Annotated in this window: 17 protein-coding genes and 1 pseudogene; 10 read left to right on the top strand and 8 right to left on the bottom strand. The window is 71.6% G+C overall.

Annotation, left to right across the window (positions count from 1 at the left end; all coding sequences use genetic code 11):
- Positions 1 to 89: 89 nt before the first annotated feature.
- Both ACIP9D_RS14235 and ACIP9D_RS14240 read right to left on the bottom strand, forming a co-directional pair.
- A complete protein-coding gene (locus ACIP9D_RS14235; RefSeq protein ID WP_350871961.1) occupies positions 90 to 428 on the bottom strand; it encodes a hypothetical protein in 339 nt (112 codons plus the stop codon).
- On the bottom strand, positions 428 to 766 hold the full coding sequence (locus ACIP9D_RS14240; RefSeq protein WP_350871959.1) for a DUF6158 family protein: 339 nt from the start codon (positions 764 to 766) through the stop codon (positions 428 to 430). The genes ACIP9D_RS14235 and ACIP9D_RS14240 overlap by 1 nt, the downstream gene beginning before the upstream one ends.
- A gap of 133 nt (positions 767 to 899) precedes the next feature.
- On the opposite strand from ACIP9D_RS14240, the gene ACIP9D_RS14245 reads away from it, so the two are divergent.
- Complete coding sequence (locus tag ACIP9D_RS14245; protein WP_350871957.1) at positions 900 to 1,340, top strand: hypothetical protein; 441 nt, start codon at positions 900 to 902, stop codon at positions 1,338 to 1,340.
- Between the two features lie 26 nt (positions 1,341 to 1,366).
- Complete coding sequence (locus ACIP9D_RS14250) at positions 1,367 to 1,693, top strand: DUF3817 domain-containing protein (RefSeq protein ID WP_350871956.1); 327 nt, start codon at positions 1,367 to 1,369, stop codon at positions 1,691 to 1,693.
- An 88-nt stretch (positions 1,694 to 1,781) separates the two neighbouring features.
- Here ACIP9D_RS14250 and ACIP9D_RS14255 read toward each other — a convergent pair whose 3' ends face one another.
- On the bottom strand, positions 1,782 to 2,309 hold the full coding sequence (locus ACIP9D_RS14255; RefSeq protein ID WP_350871954.1) for a DUF6232 family protein: 528 nt from the start codon (positions 2,307 to 2,309) through the stop codon (positions 1,782 to 1,784).
- Between the two features lie 498 nt (positions 2,310 to 2,807).
- Between ACIP9D_RS14255 and ACIP9D_RS14260 the strand changes: the two genes are divergently transcribed.
- Positions 2,808 to 3,776, top strand: a complete 969-nt coding sequence (locus ACIP9D_RS14260; protein WP_350871952.1) for an NlpC/P60 family protein — start codon at positions 2,808 to 2,810, stop codon at positions 3,774 to 3,776.
- A gap of 86 nt (positions 3,777 to 3,862) precedes the next feature.
- Here ACIP9D_RS14260 and ACIP9D_RS14265 read toward each other — a convergent pair whose 3' ends face one another.
- The 3 genes from ACIP9D_RS14265 to ACIP9D_RS14275 all read right to left on the bottom strand — a co-directional run bounded on the left by ACIP9D_RS14265 (position 3,863) and on the right by ACIP9D_RS14275 (position 7,181).
- Entirely contained in the window at positions 3,863 to 4,852 is a 990-nt protein-coding gene (locus tag ACIP9D_RS14265) for a sigma-70 family RNA polymerase sigma factor (RefSeq protein ID WP_350871951.1), read from the bottom strand.
- 458 nt (positions 4,853 to 5,310) lie between these two features.
- Entirely contained in the window at positions 5,311 to 6,270 is a 960-nt protein-coding gene (gene murQ, locus ACIP9D_RS14270) for an N-acetylmuramic acid 6-phosphate etherase (protein ID WP_350871949.1), read from the bottom strand.
- Positions 6,267 to 7,181 (bottom strand): MurR/RpiR family transcriptional regulator, encoded by a 915-nt coding sequence (locus ACIP9D_RS14275; protein WP_350871947.1) that lies wholly within the window; start codon positions 7,179 to 7,181, stop codon positions 6,267 to 6,269. The genes murQ and ACIP9D_RS14275 overlap by 4 nt, the downstream gene beginning before the upstream one ends.
- Positions 7,182 to 7,477: 296 nt before the next feature.
- Between ACIP9D_RS14275 and ACIP9D_RS14280 the strand changes: the two genes are divergently transcribed.
- Positions 7,478 to 8,164, top strand: a complete 687-nt coding sequence (locus tag ACIP9D_RS14280; protein WP_350871945.1) for an SDR family oxidoreductase — start codon at positions 7,478 to 7,480, stop codon at positions 8,162 to 8,164.
- Positions 8,165 to 8,443: 279 nt separating this feature from the next.
- Here the strand turns inward: ACIP9D_RS14280 and ACIP9D_RS14285 are convergent.
- A pseudogene (locus tag ACIP9D_RS14285) lies at positions 8,444 to 9,055 on the bottom strand (dTMP kinase); the annotation flags it as partial.
- Positions 9,056 to 9,168: 113 nt separating this feature from the next.
- On the opposite strand from ACIP9D_RS14285, the gene ACIP9D_RS14290 reads away from it, so the two are divergent.
- The 5 genes from ACIP9D_RS14290 (at position 9,169) to ACIP9D_RS14310 (ending at position 11,654) form a co-directional block, all read left to right on the top strand.
- A complete protein-coding gene (locus ACIP9D_RS14290) occupies positions 9,169 to 9,810 on the top strand; it encodes a nucleotidyltransferase family protein (RefSeq protein WP_350871942.1) in 642 nt (213 codons plus the stop codon).
- On the top strand, positions 9,807 to 10,082 hold the full coding sequence (locus ACIP9D_RS14295; protein WP_350871940.1) for a hypothetical protein: 276 nt from the start codon (positions 9,807 to 9,809) through the stop codon (positions 10,080 to 10,082). Before ACIP9D_RS14290 ends, ACIP9D_RS14295 begins: the two co-directional genes overlap by 4 nt.
- A 9-nt stretch (positions 10,083 to 10,091) precedes the next feature.
- On the top strand, positions 10,092 to 10,853 hold the full coding sequence (locus ACIP9D_RS14300) for a metallophosphoesterase (RefSeq protein ID WP_350871938.1): 762 nt from the start codon (positions 10,092 to 10,094) through the stop codon (positions 10,851 to 10,853).
- A 5-nt stretch (positions 10,854 to 10,858) separates the two neighbouring features.
- A complete protein-coding gene (locus ACIP9D_RS14305) occupies positions 10,859 to 11,005 on the top strand; it encodes a GPGG-motif small membrane protein (RefSeq protein WP_350871936.1) in 147 nt (48 codons plus the stop codon).
- A 157-nt stretch (positions 11,006 to 11,162) separates the two neighbouring features.
- Positions 11,163 to 11,654, top strand: coding sequence for a TspO/MBR family protein (locus tag ACIP9D_RS14310; RefSeq protein WP_350871934.1), 492 nt, complete (start codon positions 11,163 to 11,165; stop codon positions 11,652 to 11,654).
- Positions 11,655 to 11,708: 54 nt separating this feature from the next.
- Here ACIP9D_RS14310 and ACIP9D_RS14315 read toward each other — a convergent pair whose 3' ends face one another.
- On the bottom strand, positions 11,709 to 12,485 hold the full coding sequence (locus ACIP9D_RS14315) for a peptidoglycan DD-metalloendopeptidase family protein (protein WP_350871932.1): 777 nt from the start codon (positions 12,483 to 12,485) through the stop codon (positions 11,709 to 11,711).
- Between the two features lie 247 nt (positions 12,486 to 12,732).
- Here ACIP9D_RS14315 and ACIP9D_RS14320 point away from each other — a divergent pair, with 247 nt between their 5' ends.
- The gene (locus ACIP9D_RS14320) at positions 12,733 to 14,076 is read left to right on the top strand and encodes an ABC transporter substrate-binding protein (protein ID WP_350871930.1); all 1,344 of its coding nucleotides are present in this window, start codon (positions 12,733 to 12,735) and stop codon (positions 14,074 to 14,076) included.
- Positions 14,077 to 14,142: the final 66 nt, after the last annotated feature.

The raw sequence follows: 14,142 nt of genomic DNA on the forward strand, positions 1-14,142 counted from the left end.
CGTTCTCGTGCGGGGGTCACCACCACCCGGTCCGGCCGGCCCGCACCAGGCCTGCCGTCCGGGGTTGGCGGTCCGGGATCCGGCGCGGCTCAGCCGGCCTGGAGGTTGTCGGCCACCTCGCGGGCGAGGCTGTCCAGCGCCTCGGCGGCCAGCCGGTCGTGGTCTGCTCCCCCGTTCGCACCGGCGAGGTCGAACCGGATCCGCGCGCCGCCGGAGTCCTCCGGGTCCACCCGGATCTCGGCCGTGAGGTCCGAAGGGTCGGGTGCGCTCCAGTTGGCGCGCAGCTCCTCGCCGGCGATCTCCGGGGTCGGCGCGCCGTCCGTGCGCAGCGCCGGGGGCAGCCACGCGGCGGCCCGGTCCGGGTCGGTCGCGGTGTTGAAGACGACTTCCGGCGGCGCGGACATGCCGCGCTCGGCGTGTGCCGTCATCACTCGTCCCGCAGCCGGCTCGGGTCGACCTCCCGCCCCGGGTGCCGGGCCAGGTACTCGGTCTCCAGCTCCGCGGTGCGGCGCAGGTGGTTGGCGAGCGCGGAGTCGGAGGCGTGCCGCAGGGTGTCCAGCCGGGTGCGGTGCAGGCTGTGCATCTCGCGGATCAGGTCCTCGTCGGTCAGCTCGGCCGGGTCGACACCGAGGTCACCGTCCACGTCGGGTCCGGTGGTTGTCGGATCGGCCAGGTGGTCGCCGCTCCACTCGGGCATCCGCTGCTCCGGGCTGGCGTCCGCGCCGCCGCTCGACGGGTACCCGTCCTGTCGCACTGATCCGGTCATCGTCGCCCCCCTGGTCTCGTTTGGGCTGGCATCTAGACGGATGCCCACATCGGGTGCCAGCAAACCCCTTTGATCGTCCGACAACTACGACACCGCGTCGGAGAGCGCCGTCCCTCCCGGTACCCTCGATGCCATGAAGCGGCTCTGGACCCCGGCGTGGATCGTGCGCCACGTGGCCACGGTCGTGCTGGTCGCCGCGTTCCTCGGGCTGGGCTGGTGGCAGATCAGCCGGGCCGCCTCGGGCAACACGCTCAGCTGGGCGTACGCCTTCGAGTGGCCGATCTTCGCGGGGTTCGTGGTCTTCGTCTGGTGGCGTGAGTTGCGCCACACCCTGCGCGGCGACGTCGCACCGACGGAGCCGGCCGACGCGGAGCCGGCCGAGGTCGTCGGGGCGCGACCGGGCGGCGAGGCGGCGGGGTCCGCGACCCGACCGGTGGTTCGCCGCCCGGTCCGGGTGGCCCGGGTGCGTGCCGTGGCGGACGGCGTGGAGGACACCGACCTGGCCGCCTACAACCGCTACCTGTCATGGTTGAACGCCAACCCGGGCGCGAAGCCCGGTGACTATCCCGGCTGAGCCGGGTTCGGGAAGGACGGACAGAGGTGGGCGCAGCCCTTACCCGGTACCGCGTGATCGCCTGGATCGTGGGCGTGGTGCTGATCCTGCTGGTCGTGATCGGCATGCCGCTGAAGTACCTGTTCGACAACGCGGTGGTGGTGGAGACGGTCGGCCCGGCGCACGGCTTCCTCTACATGGTCTATCTGGTGGCCGCGTTCGACCTGTCCCGCCGGGCGGACTGGCCGTTGAAGCGGATGCTCGCCGTGATGCTGGCCGGCACCGTGCCGTTCGTCTCCTTCTACGCCGAGCGCCGGGTGACCGGTTGGCTCGACCGCCCCGCCGAGCGCACCCCGGAGCCGGTCGCCGGCTGAGCCGTCCGCCCAATCCTCGCCGGACGCTCCCGCCCGCCCTGCCGGCCGGTCGACGCCGGCCGGGGTCGGCCTGGCCGGCGTCGACCGGTCAGCGGCTCGGTCGCCAGGGATCGGTCGAGGCGAGCGGCTCGTTCCACCCGCCGTACCGGTTCATCTCCCGGGCCCGCACCAGAGCCCGGGTCACCTGGCCGAACTGGCGCTCGTCGTCGGCGCTGAACAGCAGCACCTCCTCGCCGCCGTACATCCCCCACAGCTCGTACGCCGGCGGCCGCCAGCGGTCGCCGGCCAGCACGAGCAGCCCCGGCACCAGCAGCACCGCCCCGAGGATCAGGTACGCACCGGCGGTGAGCCGTTGCAGGCCACCGGTGAAGCCGAGCAGCAACCCGACGGCACCGATGGTGACCGCGCTGGTGGCGAAGGCGCGGACGGCGACCCGGTCGTGCGGACCGCGGGTGCTGCGCAGGTGGGTCAACTGGGCGACCCGGAAGGTGTTGCGACCGACGGTGAACCGGTCGACGGTCACGATGATGCCGGGACGGGCGTAGAGCAGCGTGGTCTTCGCGCCGGTCACCCTCGGTGAACGCCGCGCTCGCGTGGTGGCTCCTTCAGGATTCACGGTCCCTCCCACGGCGGTCCGCCGGGTCGGCCCCGCCGAGGTCTGAGGCATCAATGCCGGTCGACGGGATTCCCGGCTCGCGCTTCATTGTGTTGCCGCCCTGCCAGCGCGTACGGCCAAATAGCGGACAGCGCCGCCACGGGAGCGACGGGACATTGCCGGGAAAGGGAATCCATTTCCGTCTTTATCGGTTATGGCGCGCTGCTATCCGGCGGCATACGCCCAGAACGACGAAAGCCACTGTCTTATCAAATGCCGCAACCTTGGCGCACCCGTCGAGCGATCGCCTCGTTGGTGATCACGGTGGGTCACCCGACACACCCTTCACTTTCCGCCACTTTGCCAACATTCGCCCCGACTTCCACTGCGGATCACACCCGTCCCGGGTTAAGTTGATCGGGCCGGCCGGCCCAGCGCCCGCCATCCGGAGGGCCCCGGACCGGTGCCGTCGAGGGCGACAGCAGCCACCGGCGGCCGTGGGAGAGGGGCCTTCCGCTCTTGTCATCCCTGAGAACACTGCTGCGAACTCTGGCGCTCACCGGCCTGTCGGCCGCGCTGATCGCCCCGGCGGCGGCTCACGCCGAACCGTCCCCCGCCGACCTGACCCAGCGGATCGAGAAGTCCTCGACCCAACTGGAGCGGGTCGTCGAGTCGTACAACAAGCTCACCGAGGAAATCGAGGACAACAAGACCGCGGTGGCCCGATTACAGGCCCGCATCGGCCCGCTCGAGAAGCAGACCGAGCAGAACCGGGCCGACGTCGCCGCACTCGCCGCGACCGCGTACAAGACCGGCGGGCTGCGCACCGCGGACGCGCTGCTGCGCCCCGGCGGTTCGGCCGCCCTGCTCGACCGGCTGGGCACCATCGACCAGCTGACCAAGCAGCGGCAGGAGCAGATCGACGGCTTCACCGCGAGCCAACGCGCGCTGCTCGAGGAGCGCGGCCGGCTGAGGATGGTGCTGGCCCAGCAGGCCGCCCAGGCCCGCGAGCTGAAGTCCGCGAAGACCCGGATCGAACGGGACCTGGCGCGCCTCTACGAGCTGCGCCGTCAGGCGTACGGGCGGGCCACCGAGGCGCCGGCGGTCCGACCGGACGCCGGCCGGGACGCTCCCGCGATCTCCGGCCAGGCCGGCGTCGCGGTCCGGTACGCCTACGGCGCCGTCGGCAAGCCCTACTCCTGGGGCGGCGAAGGCCCCAACGGCTACGACTGCTCCGGCCTGACGTTGGCGGCGTGGCGGGCGGCCGGCAAGTCCCTGCCGCACAACGCCCGGATGCAGTGGGGCGCGACCAGCCGCATCAGCCGCGGCGAGCTGCGCCCCGGCGATCTGGTCTTCTACAGCGGGCTCGGGCACGTCGCCCTCTACGTCGGCGGCGGCCAGGTGATCGACGCGCCCAGCGCCGGGCGCAACGTGCTCAAGCGGGGCATGAACATGATGTCCATCCAGGGCTACGGCCGGGTGCGCTGAGCGAACCACGGCGGGTGCCCCGCCAGACGGCGAACGGCCGGCGCCCCCCTATCGGACGCCGGCCGTTCGCCGTATTACCACCAAACTCAGGCTGCCTGCAGCCCCTCGGCCCGGGCCAGCTCACGGAGCCGCCCGAGGGCCTGGATCTCCAGCTGACGGATCCGCTCACGGGAGAGCGAGAACCGCGACGCGACCTCGGTGAGAGAGTGCTCGCGGCCGTCCTCCAGCCCGTAGCGAGCCCGCATGATGCCGGCCGAACGGTCGTCGAGGTGGTTGAGCAGACCCTCGATGCGCTGCCGCTCCAGCCCGGTCAGGACGATGTCCTCCGGCGACGGGGCGTCGCTGTCGGCGACCAGGTCGCCGAGGTTGGTGTCCCCGTCGTCGCCGACCGGCGTGTCCAGCGACACCGTGTCCTGCGACCAGCGGACCAGCTCGTTGACCCGCTCGACGGTGACGCCGAGCGACGCCGCGATCTGCTCCGGCTCCGGGTCGGCACCCAGCTCACGGGTGAGCTGGCGGGCCACGTTGCGCATCCGGTTGACGTCCTCCACCAGGTGCACCGGCAGTCGGACGGTGCGCTCCTGCTGGGCGATCGCCCGGCTGATCGCCTGGCGGATCCACCAGGTCGCGTAGGTGGAGAACTTGTAGCCACGCTCGTAGTCGAACTTCTCGACCGCCCGGACCAGGCCGGTGTTGCCCTCCTGGATCAGGTCCAGCATCGGCATCCCCGACCGCACGTAGCGGCGGGCGATCGACACGACCAGTCGCAGGTTGGCGCGGATGAAGAGGTCCTTCGCCCGCTCTCCCTCGACGACCAGTCGCTCCAGGTCGTCCCGGGCGACACCGGCGGGGACGCGGTCCTCGTCGAGCAGGTGCTCGGCGTAGAGGCCGGCCTCGATCGCCTTGGAGAGATCGACCTCCTTGGCGGCGTCCAGCAGTGGCGTCCGGGAGATCTCGTGCAGGTAGACGCCGACCAGGTCGCGCTCCTCGGCGACCTCGTCGGTGCGCATGCCGATGTTCTTGTCCACGTTGCCCACGGTCCCCTCGCTCGCGCCGGTTGCCCGGTTCCTTGCCATCCCCACGTCCATCAGCTCCCCGTAACTTCTGCTGTGCCCCCCGGTGCTGACACCTACACAACAGTTGAGACGTGTCGGGGATTCCATGTCGTGAGTCGAAAGTGTCACGAATGCCTGAGTAGTAGCTGAGAGCACGGTCCATGTTTGCTGTCAGCACCCCGCCGGGTGGCTCGCCGATGGGCACCACGAACGGGTCGGCGGGTCGACGGATCGCCGTTCGCCCCTGATATGGCAACATCGCGATGTCGTGGGGCACAGCGACCCGGGTCACCAGCCCGGTGCGATCCTGGTCACTGCCTGATACGCACCGATGGACGGGTCGGTTCATCCACGGAGTTGGTAATACCCCGCGCCTCGTTGAACAATCCGGAGCCGGGTTCTATGCCCGCTCGCCCCGGGGCCGCTGGGCGGCTCACCGGAGGGCCCGCCGGGCCGCCGGATTCGGGCGAAGGGGGGCGTCAGGAGGCGAGCAGGGCGAGCGCGCCGCGCACCTGGTCGGCCGAGCGGGCCAGCGCGGCCCGGGCGGCGGACACCTCGGCACCGGACACCAGCGAGACCAGGGCCGTCTTCAGGTCGCCGTCCGCCTCGCTGAGCGCCCGCCGGGAAACCTCCTCGGAGCAGCCGGTCGCCTCCACGAGGATCGAGATCATGCGCCCGCGAAGTTTCGCGTTGGTGGCCACCATGTCGATCATGAGGTTCGAGTAGACCCGGCCCAGACGCACCATCACGGCGGTGGAGAACGCGTTGAGCGCGAGCTTCTGTGCCGTGCCCGCCTTCATCCGGGTCGACCCGGTGACCACCTCCGGTCCGGTATCCACCCCGATGAAGACATCGACCGACCCGGCGGCCTCGGCCTCCGGATTGGCGCAGAGCAGCACCGTCGAGGCGCCCTTGGCGCGCGACGCGGCGAGCGCCCCGAGGACGTACGGGGTGCGTCCGCTGGCGGCCAGACCGACCACCAGGTCACCGGCGCGTACGCAGTCGGCCGCTTCGGCCGCCCCGCCCCGATCGTCGTCCTCGGCGTCCTCGACGGCCCGCCACATGGCGTCCGGCCCGCCGGCCAGGTGAGCGCAGAACCAGTCCCGGGGCGAGTTGAAGGTGGGGGCCAGCTCGACCGCGTCGAGCACCCCGAGCCGGCCCGAGGTGCCGGCGCCGAAGTAGTGCACCCGGTGCCCGCCGCGCAACGCGGCGACGGCCAGGTCGACGGTGGCGGCGATCTCGTCGAGCACGTCGGCGACCGCGGCCGGCACCCGCCGGTCCGCCTCGTTGATCGCGGCGAGGACGTCCCGGGTCGACATCAGGTCGAGGTCGACGCTGAGCGGGTTACGGCGTTCGGTGGGGGCGCCCACCCGGACGACCGGGCGGACCGGCGCGGCGGGTGACGACACCTCGTCCGGCTCCACGGCGCCGGCCGTCATGCCCGCCTCCGTCCGCCACCCACCCGGTGCGACTGGACGGCCTCGGCTGTCACCTCGAGGGCCTTTCTCGCCCGGGCGCGGTTGCGCGCGGCGACCCCGACGAAGAGGCAGTCGACCACGGTGAGCTGGGCCAGCCGGCTCGCCATCGCCCCGGAGCGGTAGGTGGTCTCCCGGGCGGCGGTGGTGAGCACGTGGTCGGCCACCTCGGTTATCGGCGAACGCGGGAAGTTGGTCAGCGCCACGGTGGCGGCGCCCCGGGCGCGGGCCTGCTCCAGCACCTCGATCACGTCGGAGGTGGTGCCGGTGTGCGAGATGCCCACCGCCACGTCCCCCCGGCCGAGCAGCGCGGCCGAGGTCAGCGCGGTGTGCACGTCGGGGAAGTAGAAGGCGGTGCGGCCGATGCGGTGCAGCTTCTGCTGGAAGTCGGAGGCCACGAAGCCGCTCGCGCCGGCGCCGTAGACGTCGATCCGGCCGGCGCCGGCGATCGCGTCGACCACCTGCTCGCAGACGGCCGGGTCGAGCTGCTCGGCGGTCTCCTCGACGGCGCGCGCGTCGTTGAAGGCGATCGTCGCGATGATCTGGGCGAGGTCGGCCCCGGGCGGGATGTCACCGCCGACCACCCGGGCGTCCGGCGGCTCGACCCGGCGGGCGGCCTCGGCGGCGAGCCGGATGCGCAGCTGGGGGTAGCCGTCCATGCCGACCGAGCGGCAGAACCGGATGACGGTCGCCTCGGAGGTCTCGGCTGCGGTGGCGAGATCGGTGATCGTCCGGCGCGCCGCGTCCGCCGGATTGGCGACGACCAGGCGGGCGACCCGCTGTTCGGCCGGCGACAGCGACGGGAGCAAGCCACTGATGTGGACGATCAGCCCACCGGGCTCCTGACTCGCAGAAATCTTCGGACTCTTCGCCACGGATGAAACTTACTTTCACGAGGCGTGAGCGTCAACCATGACTGCGCGTGTTGGAGAAAACACCGGTCACCCGGTCCACCTTCCGGGACAGCGTGCCACCCGCGCGGCGTCGCCGCGTCAGCCGCCGGGCCGGCCTCCGCCTCCCGGACGGCGGCTGGAGACGCGCACTTCCAGGCCCGACCAACCGTACGGCGTCGGCGGGCGGACCATGCGGCAGGCCCGGATCGGACGACCCGGCGTCGTCGGCCGGGCGACCCGGGCACCGACGGGTCGGCAGCGGCGCTAGCGTGTGCGCCATGGCGCAACGCAGTGTGCTGGTCACCGGCGGAACGGGCGGGCTGGGCGCGGCGGTCACCGCCGCCTTCCACGAGGCGGGCTGGCGGGTGGTCGTACCGGGGCGGGAGGGCTCGTCGGCCAGCGCTCCGCCGGGCGACGTGGTCCGGCTGGTCGCCGATCTCACCGATCCGGCCGGCGCGGCCCGGGCGGTCGAGGCCGCGAGCGGCGACCCGGCGGCCCCGCTGCGCGCGGTGGTCAACCTGGTCGGGGGGTACGCCAGCGGCGGGCTGGTGCACGAGACACCGATCGAGGAGTTCGACCGGATGTTCACCGCCAACCTGCGCCCCACCCACCTGGTCACCCGGGCGGCGCTGCCGCACCTGATCGCCGCCGGCGGAGCGATCGTCTGCGTCTCCGCCCGGGCCGCGCTGGCGCCGTTCCCCGGCGCGGCGGGCTACGCCACCGCCAAGGCGGCCGTGCTCGCCTTCGCCAACGCGGTGGCGGTGGAGTACCGCCGATCCGGGGTGCGCTGCAACACGGTGCTGCCCAGCGTCATCGACACCCCGGCCAACCGGGCCGCACAACCGGACGCCGACCACTCGCGCTGGGTCACGCCGGCTGAGATCGCCCCGGTGATCCGCTTCCTGGCCTCCGACGAGTCGGCACCGACCAGCGGCGCGGCCGTGCCGGTCTACGGCCGGGCCTGAGCTTCGACGGACGATTCCCGGGCCCGCGGTCAGTCTTGTCGGCACGGGGCCGGGCCATCGGGCAGGGCCGGGCGCGCGACGGGCGGGCTACGGGCTGGCCTGGGCCGCCAGAGGCGTGGCGACCCCCGGCGTGGGGCGGTCCGACTCGGTGGCCCGTGGCGGCGGCGGGACCAGATCGGGCGGCGAGGCCAGGGCGGGGGGCGAGGCCAGATCGGGCGACGGGGTCAGGTCGGGCGACGGGGCGGCGCTTTCGGTCCACTCCGGGTCGTCCGACGGCAGCCACCCGGCCAGGTGGCGCTGGATCTGCTGGGAGACCTCCTCCGCCGGCCGGCCGGCGTCGACCAGCACGAAGGTCGGATACTCCGGCAGCGTCCGGTAGGCGGTGTCGGCGGCGGTGAGCCAGCCCATCGTCTCGTGGTCGGTGCCGCGCCGCTCGATCCGCTGGTACGCCTCGGTCGGGTCGACGGCGAGCAGGAAGGTCACCTGCGGCGGCGGGAACACCCGGTAGCCGACCCGGGCCAGCCGCTCCCAGCGGTGCCCGCCGTGGGCCCGGATGCTGGCGTACTGGCAGGCGGCGTAGCGGTCCATCACCGCGGTCCGGCCGGTGACCAGGCAACTGAGCAGGGCGACGGCGATGGCGATCCAGCGCAGCACGGACTCGACCGCGAGCAGCCCGTCCCGCCCGACCAGCCGTTGGGCGTCCGGCCGGCCCAGTCGATGGGCGAGTCGACCCAGCCAGCGTCGGCCGCCGGCGTTGCGATGGTAGGTGGCCGGTCGGCCGGCGGCGGTGAGCGCGTCGGCGAGGCGGTGGGCCTGGGTGGTCTTGCCCGAGCCGTCGATGCCGATCAGAGCGACGGTGCGCAACCGGGCTCGGCCGCGTCGCGTCCGCATTGATCTGACCACCTTGCACAGGCTATCCGACCGCCGCTTCCGGGCATGGTGTTATGAACCCGTTACTCCCGGTTCGCGCCCACCCGCGACCGGCACAGGTGTGGCCGACCGGAATGCCGGGTACGGGAGTTGGAATCCAACCGCCTGTTTCACGACGACGGGAGACCCAGATGGCCGAGCGCGGGGACGAGACTCTCGTGCACACCCTCAAGAAGGTCGCCGCCGTGCTCAAGCAGTCCGAGATCCCGTTCGCGCTCGGCGGGAGCTTCGCGGTCTACGCCCACGGCGGCCACTCCAGCGAGCACGACGTCGACTTCCTCATCCGTGAGGTCGACGTCGAGCAGGCCCTGGAGGCGCTGGTGGAGGCGGGCTTCATCGCCGAGCGCCCGCCGGAGGACTGGCTGGTCAAGGTCTACGACGACGGGCGGATGGTGGACCTGATCCACCGGCCGATCGAGACCCCGGTGACCGAGGAGACCTTCGCCGACACCGTGGTCCGCCCGGTCGACGCGATCCACATGCCGGTGCTCTCCGCGACCCAGCTGATGGTGCACAAGCTGCTCAGCTTCTCCCAGCACTACTGCGACTTCGCCCGTGGCCTGCCGCTGGCCCGCTCGCTGCGGGAGCAGATCGACTGGGAACGGGTACGTAAGGAGACGCAGCACTCACCGTACGCCGAGGCGTTCCTGGTGCTGTTGGACCGGCTGGAGGTGGTGCCGGACTCCGGCACCCCGGCAGAGAAGGGGACATCGTGACCCAGCACCGCGACATCGGCGTCGGACCACCCGACGAGTACATCGAGGCGGAGATCCACCGGTTGCTGGCCGAGGATCCGTCCGTCGCCGAGCAGGGGATCACCGTGGTCCGACGGGAGACCGGGCTCGTGCTCTACGGCGAGGTGGAGAGCCCGCACCGCCGCGAGGAGATCCTGCGCCGGGTCTCCGAGCGCTTCCCGGACGTGCCGATCACCAGCGACATCGGGGTGATCCGCGCCCAGGCGCCGACGGAGATCGAGCAACTGCCCTGAGGGAGGTTCATGGTGATCCGGATCGCTGCCGTCGGCGACGTACATCTGGACAAGGACGTGGTCGGCCGGTTCCGGCCGGCCCTGGAGGAGCTGCCCGACTGCGCCGACGCGCTGCTGCTCGCCGGTGACCTGACCCGGCACGGCACCGAGTCCGAGGCGCGCTGCGTGGCCCAGGAGTTCGGCGGGCTGGGGGTGCCGGTGATCACCGTGCTCGGCAACCACGACCACCAGTGCGACCAGGTGCCGCAGGTGGTCAAGGTGTTGGAGGACGCCGGCATCACCGTGCTGGAGGGGACCGGTGTGGTGCTCGAGTGCGCTGGCGGCCGGCTCGGCGTCGCCGGGGTGAAGGGTTTCGGCGGTGGTTTCGCCGGGCGCTGCGCCAGCGACTTCGGCGAACCGGAAATGAAGTCCTTCGTCCGGACCACCACCGACAGCGCGGACCGACTGGCCCAGGCACTGCACAGCCTCGACTGCGACCTGCTGGTGGCGTTGACCCACTACTCCCCCGTGCCGGACACGCTCGCCGGCGAGCCGCTGGAGATCTACCCGTTCCTCGGCTCGTACCAGCTCGGCCAGGCGATCGACTCGGCGCCGACCGCGCTGGCCCTGCACGGGCACGCGCACGCCGGCACGGAGCGCGGCACCACCCCGGGCGGGGTGCGGGTCCGCAACGTCGCGCACCCGGTGATCAAGCAGGCGTACAGCGTCTTCCACCTGGGCGACCAGCTTGATCACGAGCAGGTTTCCCGCGTCGGCGCCTCGGGTATCTGATCGCCATGGAGCTGATTCTTTGGATTCTCGCGGTCGTACTGGTCGTTGCCGGCATCCTGGCGCTGTTCCGCCGGCAGCTTCTGTGGGGCATCGTCCTCATCGTGGTTGGGCTGCTGGTCGGCCCGGGTGGTGTCAGCATCTTCAACAATTGACGCCGGCGGCTGACGCCGGCACCCCTGTGACACCTGGACCCGCCGGGGTCGTCGCGTCCGGTCTCCGTCCTCCCGACAGGAGCACCGGGCACGACGACCCCGGCGCCTTGCTGTCCGGGCCGGGTTTGGCCCGGGGCCACGGGGAGATATCTCGACCATGGAGATGTCGCGAACGGCGCCCCGCACCGGCGCTCGGACCTGGTGGGCGCTGCTCGGCTTCGGTGTGGCGGTGGCGCTGGCCGCCGGCATCGGCGTTCTGGGCGTCCGGGGCACCTCGGCCGAGTACGCCGCGCTGATCCGGCCGTCGTGGGCCCCACCCGGCTGGCTCTTCGGCCCGGTCTGGACCGTGCTCTACGCCCTGGTCGCGGTGGCCGGCTGGCTGGTCTGGCGACGGGTGGGCGCGGGCCCGGCACTCTGGGCCTGGATCGTCCAGCTCGTGCTCAACGCGGCCTGGACGCCGCTCTTCTTCGGCGCCGGCCGGTACGGGCTGGCGTTCGCCGAGATCATCCTGCTCTGGCTGGCGATCGGCGCGACGGTGGCGCTCTTCGCCCGGGTCTCCCGGGCGGCGGTCCTGCTCATGCTCCCCTACTGGGCATGGGTCACCTTCGCCGCCGCGCTCAACCTCGCGATCTGGCGGCTCAACGGCTGATTCCGCCGCCTGCCGGTGGGCCCGGCCGGGTCGGCCGAGCCCACCGGTGGCTTCTCAGCAGCGCGGCACGCCCGGAATGTAGCCGTCGTGGCCGGTGTAGACGTAGGCGTCGGCGATGAACCGTCCGCTGCCGATCCGGTCCCAGATCGAACTGGTGCCGTAGGTGCCGGTGACCGTGGTGCCGCTGGTCTGGCACTGGATGGTGACCCGGGTGCCGTCGGCGACGGTGTCGACCGCGGCGTAGCCGGTGCCGGGCCCGGAGCGGACGGTCAGCGGGGTGCCGCTGGTGTCGACCGTGCCCGAGCCGGCGCCCGAGGAGCAGCCGTTGTCGCTGGTGTAGTTCTTCGTGCCCCAGTAGAGGGCGAGCGCGCCGTTGAACCGGACCTGGATGTCGCCGCCGTTGAGGCGCTGCTCGTAGTGCAGATGCGGGCCTGTCGAGCCGCCGGTGCTGCCGACCCAGCCGATCACCTTGCCGTAGCCGACGGCCTGGCCGACCGAGACGTTGAAGCCGTTCAGGTGGGCGTAGTAGGTGTGGTAGCCGCCGGCGTGGGAGATCCGGACGTACTTGCCGTAGCTGGTGCCGCCGAGGTCGGTGACCCGGTCGACGGTGCCCGGCGCGCTGGCCACCACCGGGTCACCGAGGTCGTCGGTCCGGTTGAAGTCCACCGCGTACGCCGGGCTGTGGTTGCTGCGGGTCTGGCCGGACCAGGTCTGGCCGCAGGGGAACGGCACCTTGAAGGTCGGCGCGGCCATCGCCGGTGCCGCCGGTACCAGAACGGCGACGCCGGCCAGCAGACTGGCCGCCATCAGGCTGAACCACCGCTTACGCATCCAGCTCCTCCTATGTCGAAATCCTTCGATGGGATGCCTCTAGCCTGACAGATATCTCCATCGATCGAAAGAGCCGGATGTCCGGGCTGGGAGCGCGCCCATCGGAGGCCCGGAGGTTTCGGGATTGTTACTTGGTCGTGTCCAGCAGGGGGTGGACCACAGGAGATGCAAGCGCTTACATATGGGCACGCCCATCGGACCGGCGGCAGGTCAGAGCGTGACCGCGCCGGCTAGAAAGGAGGACGGCATGGCGGTCTTTACCAGACCACGCCAGGCCTTCGTGATCGCCGGCGTACTCGGGCTGGCGCTCAGCGCCACGGCCTGCGGCACCGGCGACGACAAGAAGAGCGACAACGCGGGCTCCGCGGAATGTGCCGGATATGAGAAGTACGACGGCAACGACGGCAAGAAGGTCTCCATCTACGCGTCCATCCGCGACGCCGAGGCCGACCTGCTGGAGCGGTCGTGGGAGCAGTTCACCGACTGCACCGGCATCGAGATCGACTACGAGGGCAACGCCGAGTTCGAGGCGCAGCTCCCGGTCCGGGTCGACGGCGGCAACGCGCCCGACCTGGCGTTCGTCCCCCAGCCGGGTCTGGTCAAGCGGTTCGCCGACGCCGGCAAGCTGAAGTCCCTCGGGGCCGACACCAAGGCGATGGCCGAGCAGAACCTGCCGGTCGACTGGCTGAAGTACGGCACCGTCAACGGCACCCTCTACGGCGTGCCGCTCGGCGCCAACGTGAAGTCCTTCGTCTGGTACTCGCCGAAGCTCTTCAAGGAGAAGGGCTGGACGGTCCCGACCAGCTGGGACGACATGATCAAGCTCAGCGACACGATCGCGGCCAGCGGCATCAAGCCGTGGTGCGCCGGCATCGAGTCCGGTGACGCCACCGGCTGGCCGGCCACCGACTGGATCGAGGACGTGCTGCTGCGTACGCAGGGCCCCGAGGTCTACGACCAGTGGACGACCCACGCCATCCCGTTCAACGACCCGCGGGTCGTCGAGGCGGTCGACAAGGCCGGCACCATCCTCAAGAGCGAGAAGTACATGAACGGCGGCTTCGGCGGCGTGAAGAGCATCGGCACCACCGCCTTCGGTGAGGCCGGCCTGCCGATCACCACGAACAAGTGCGCCATGCACCGGCAGGCGTCCTTCTACGCCAACCAGTTCCCCGACGGCACCAAGGTGGCCGAGGACGGCGACGCGTTCGCGTTCTACTTCCCGGCCATCGACTCGGCCAAGGGCAAGCCCGTGCTGGGTGCCGGCGAGTTCGTCGTCGCCTACGCGGACCGTCCCGAGGTCCAGGCGGTGCAGACCTACCTGGCCTCGGCCGAGTACGTGAACAGCCGCGCGAAGCTCGGCAACTGGGTCACGGCGAACAACAAGCTGGACATCGCCAACGTCGCCAGCCCGATCGACAAGCTCTCCGTCCAGATCCTGCAGGACAAGAGCGGTGTCTTCCGCTTCGACGGCTCGGACCTGATGCCGGCCGCGGTCGGCGCGGGCACGTTCTGGAAGGGCATGGTCGAGTGGATCAACGGTAAGGACACCGCGACGGTGCTCCAGGGCATCGAGAACAGCTGGAAGTGATCTGAGCGGTGGGCCGGTCCGCGCACGCGGACCGGCCCACCGGCGGATCCGGACCTGGGAGGGTCG

The sequence above is a fragment of the Micromonospora sp. NPDC093243 genome (assembly GCF_044753725.1).
In the GTDB taxonomy this organism is placed as follows: domain Bacteria; phylum Actinomycetota; class Actinomycetes; order Mycobacteriales; family Micromonosporaceae; genus Micromonospora.

Excerpts from the sequence above, each read along its gene's own strand:
- ACIP9D_RS14235 (WP_350871961.1), bottom strand. The coding sequence starts at position 428 with ATGACGGCACACGCCGAGCGCGGCATGTCCGCGCCGCCGGAAGTCGTC.
- ACIP9D_RS14240 (WP_350871959.1), bottom strand. The coding sequence starts at position 766 with ATGACCGGATCAGTGCGACAGGACGGGTACCCGTCGAGCGGCGGCGCG.
- ACIP9D_RS14245 (WP_350871957.1), top strand. The coding sequence starts at position 900 with ATGAAGCGGCTCTGGACCCCGGCGTGGATCGTGCGCCACGTGGCCACG.
- ACIP9D_RS14265 (WP_350871951.1), bottom strand. The coding sequence starts at position 4,852 with ATGGCAAGGAACCGGGCAACCGGCGCGAGCGAGGGGACCGTGGGCAAC.
- murQ (WP_350871949.1), bottom strand. The coding sequence starts at position 6,270 with ATGACGGCCGGCGCCGTGGAGCCGGACGAGGTGTCGTCACCCGCCGCG.
- ACIP9D_RS14280 (WP_350871945.1), top strand. The coding sequence starts at position 7,478 with ATGGCGCAACGCAGTGTGCTGGTCACCGGCGGAACGGGCGGGCTGGGC.
- ACIP9D_RS14290 (WP_350871942.1), top strand. The coding sequence starts at position 9,169 with ATGCCGGGTACGGGAGTTGGAATCCAACCGCCTGTTTCACGACGACGG.
- ACIP9D_RS14300 (WP_350871938.1), top strand. The coding sequence starts at position 10,092 with ATGGTGATCCGGATCGCTGCCGTCGGCGACGTACATCTGGACAAGGAC.
- ACIP9D_RS14305 (WP_350871936.1), top strand. The coding sequence starts at position 10,859 with ATGGAGCTGATTCTTTGGATTCTCGCGGTCGTACTGGTCGTTGCCGGC.
- ACIP9D_RS14310 (WP_350871934.1), top strand. The coding sequence starts at position 11,163 with ATGGAGATGTCGCGAACGGCGCCCCGCACCGGCGCTCGGACCTGGTGG.
- ACIP9D_RS14315 (WP_350871932.1), bottom strand. The coding sequence starts at position 12,485 with ATGCGTAAGCGGTGGTTCAGCCTGATGGCGGCCAGTCTGCTGGCCGGC.
- ACIP9D_RS14320 (WP_350871930.1), top strand. The coding sequence starts at position 12,733 with ATGGCGGTCTTTACCAGACCACGCCAGGCCTTCGTGATCGCCGGCGTA.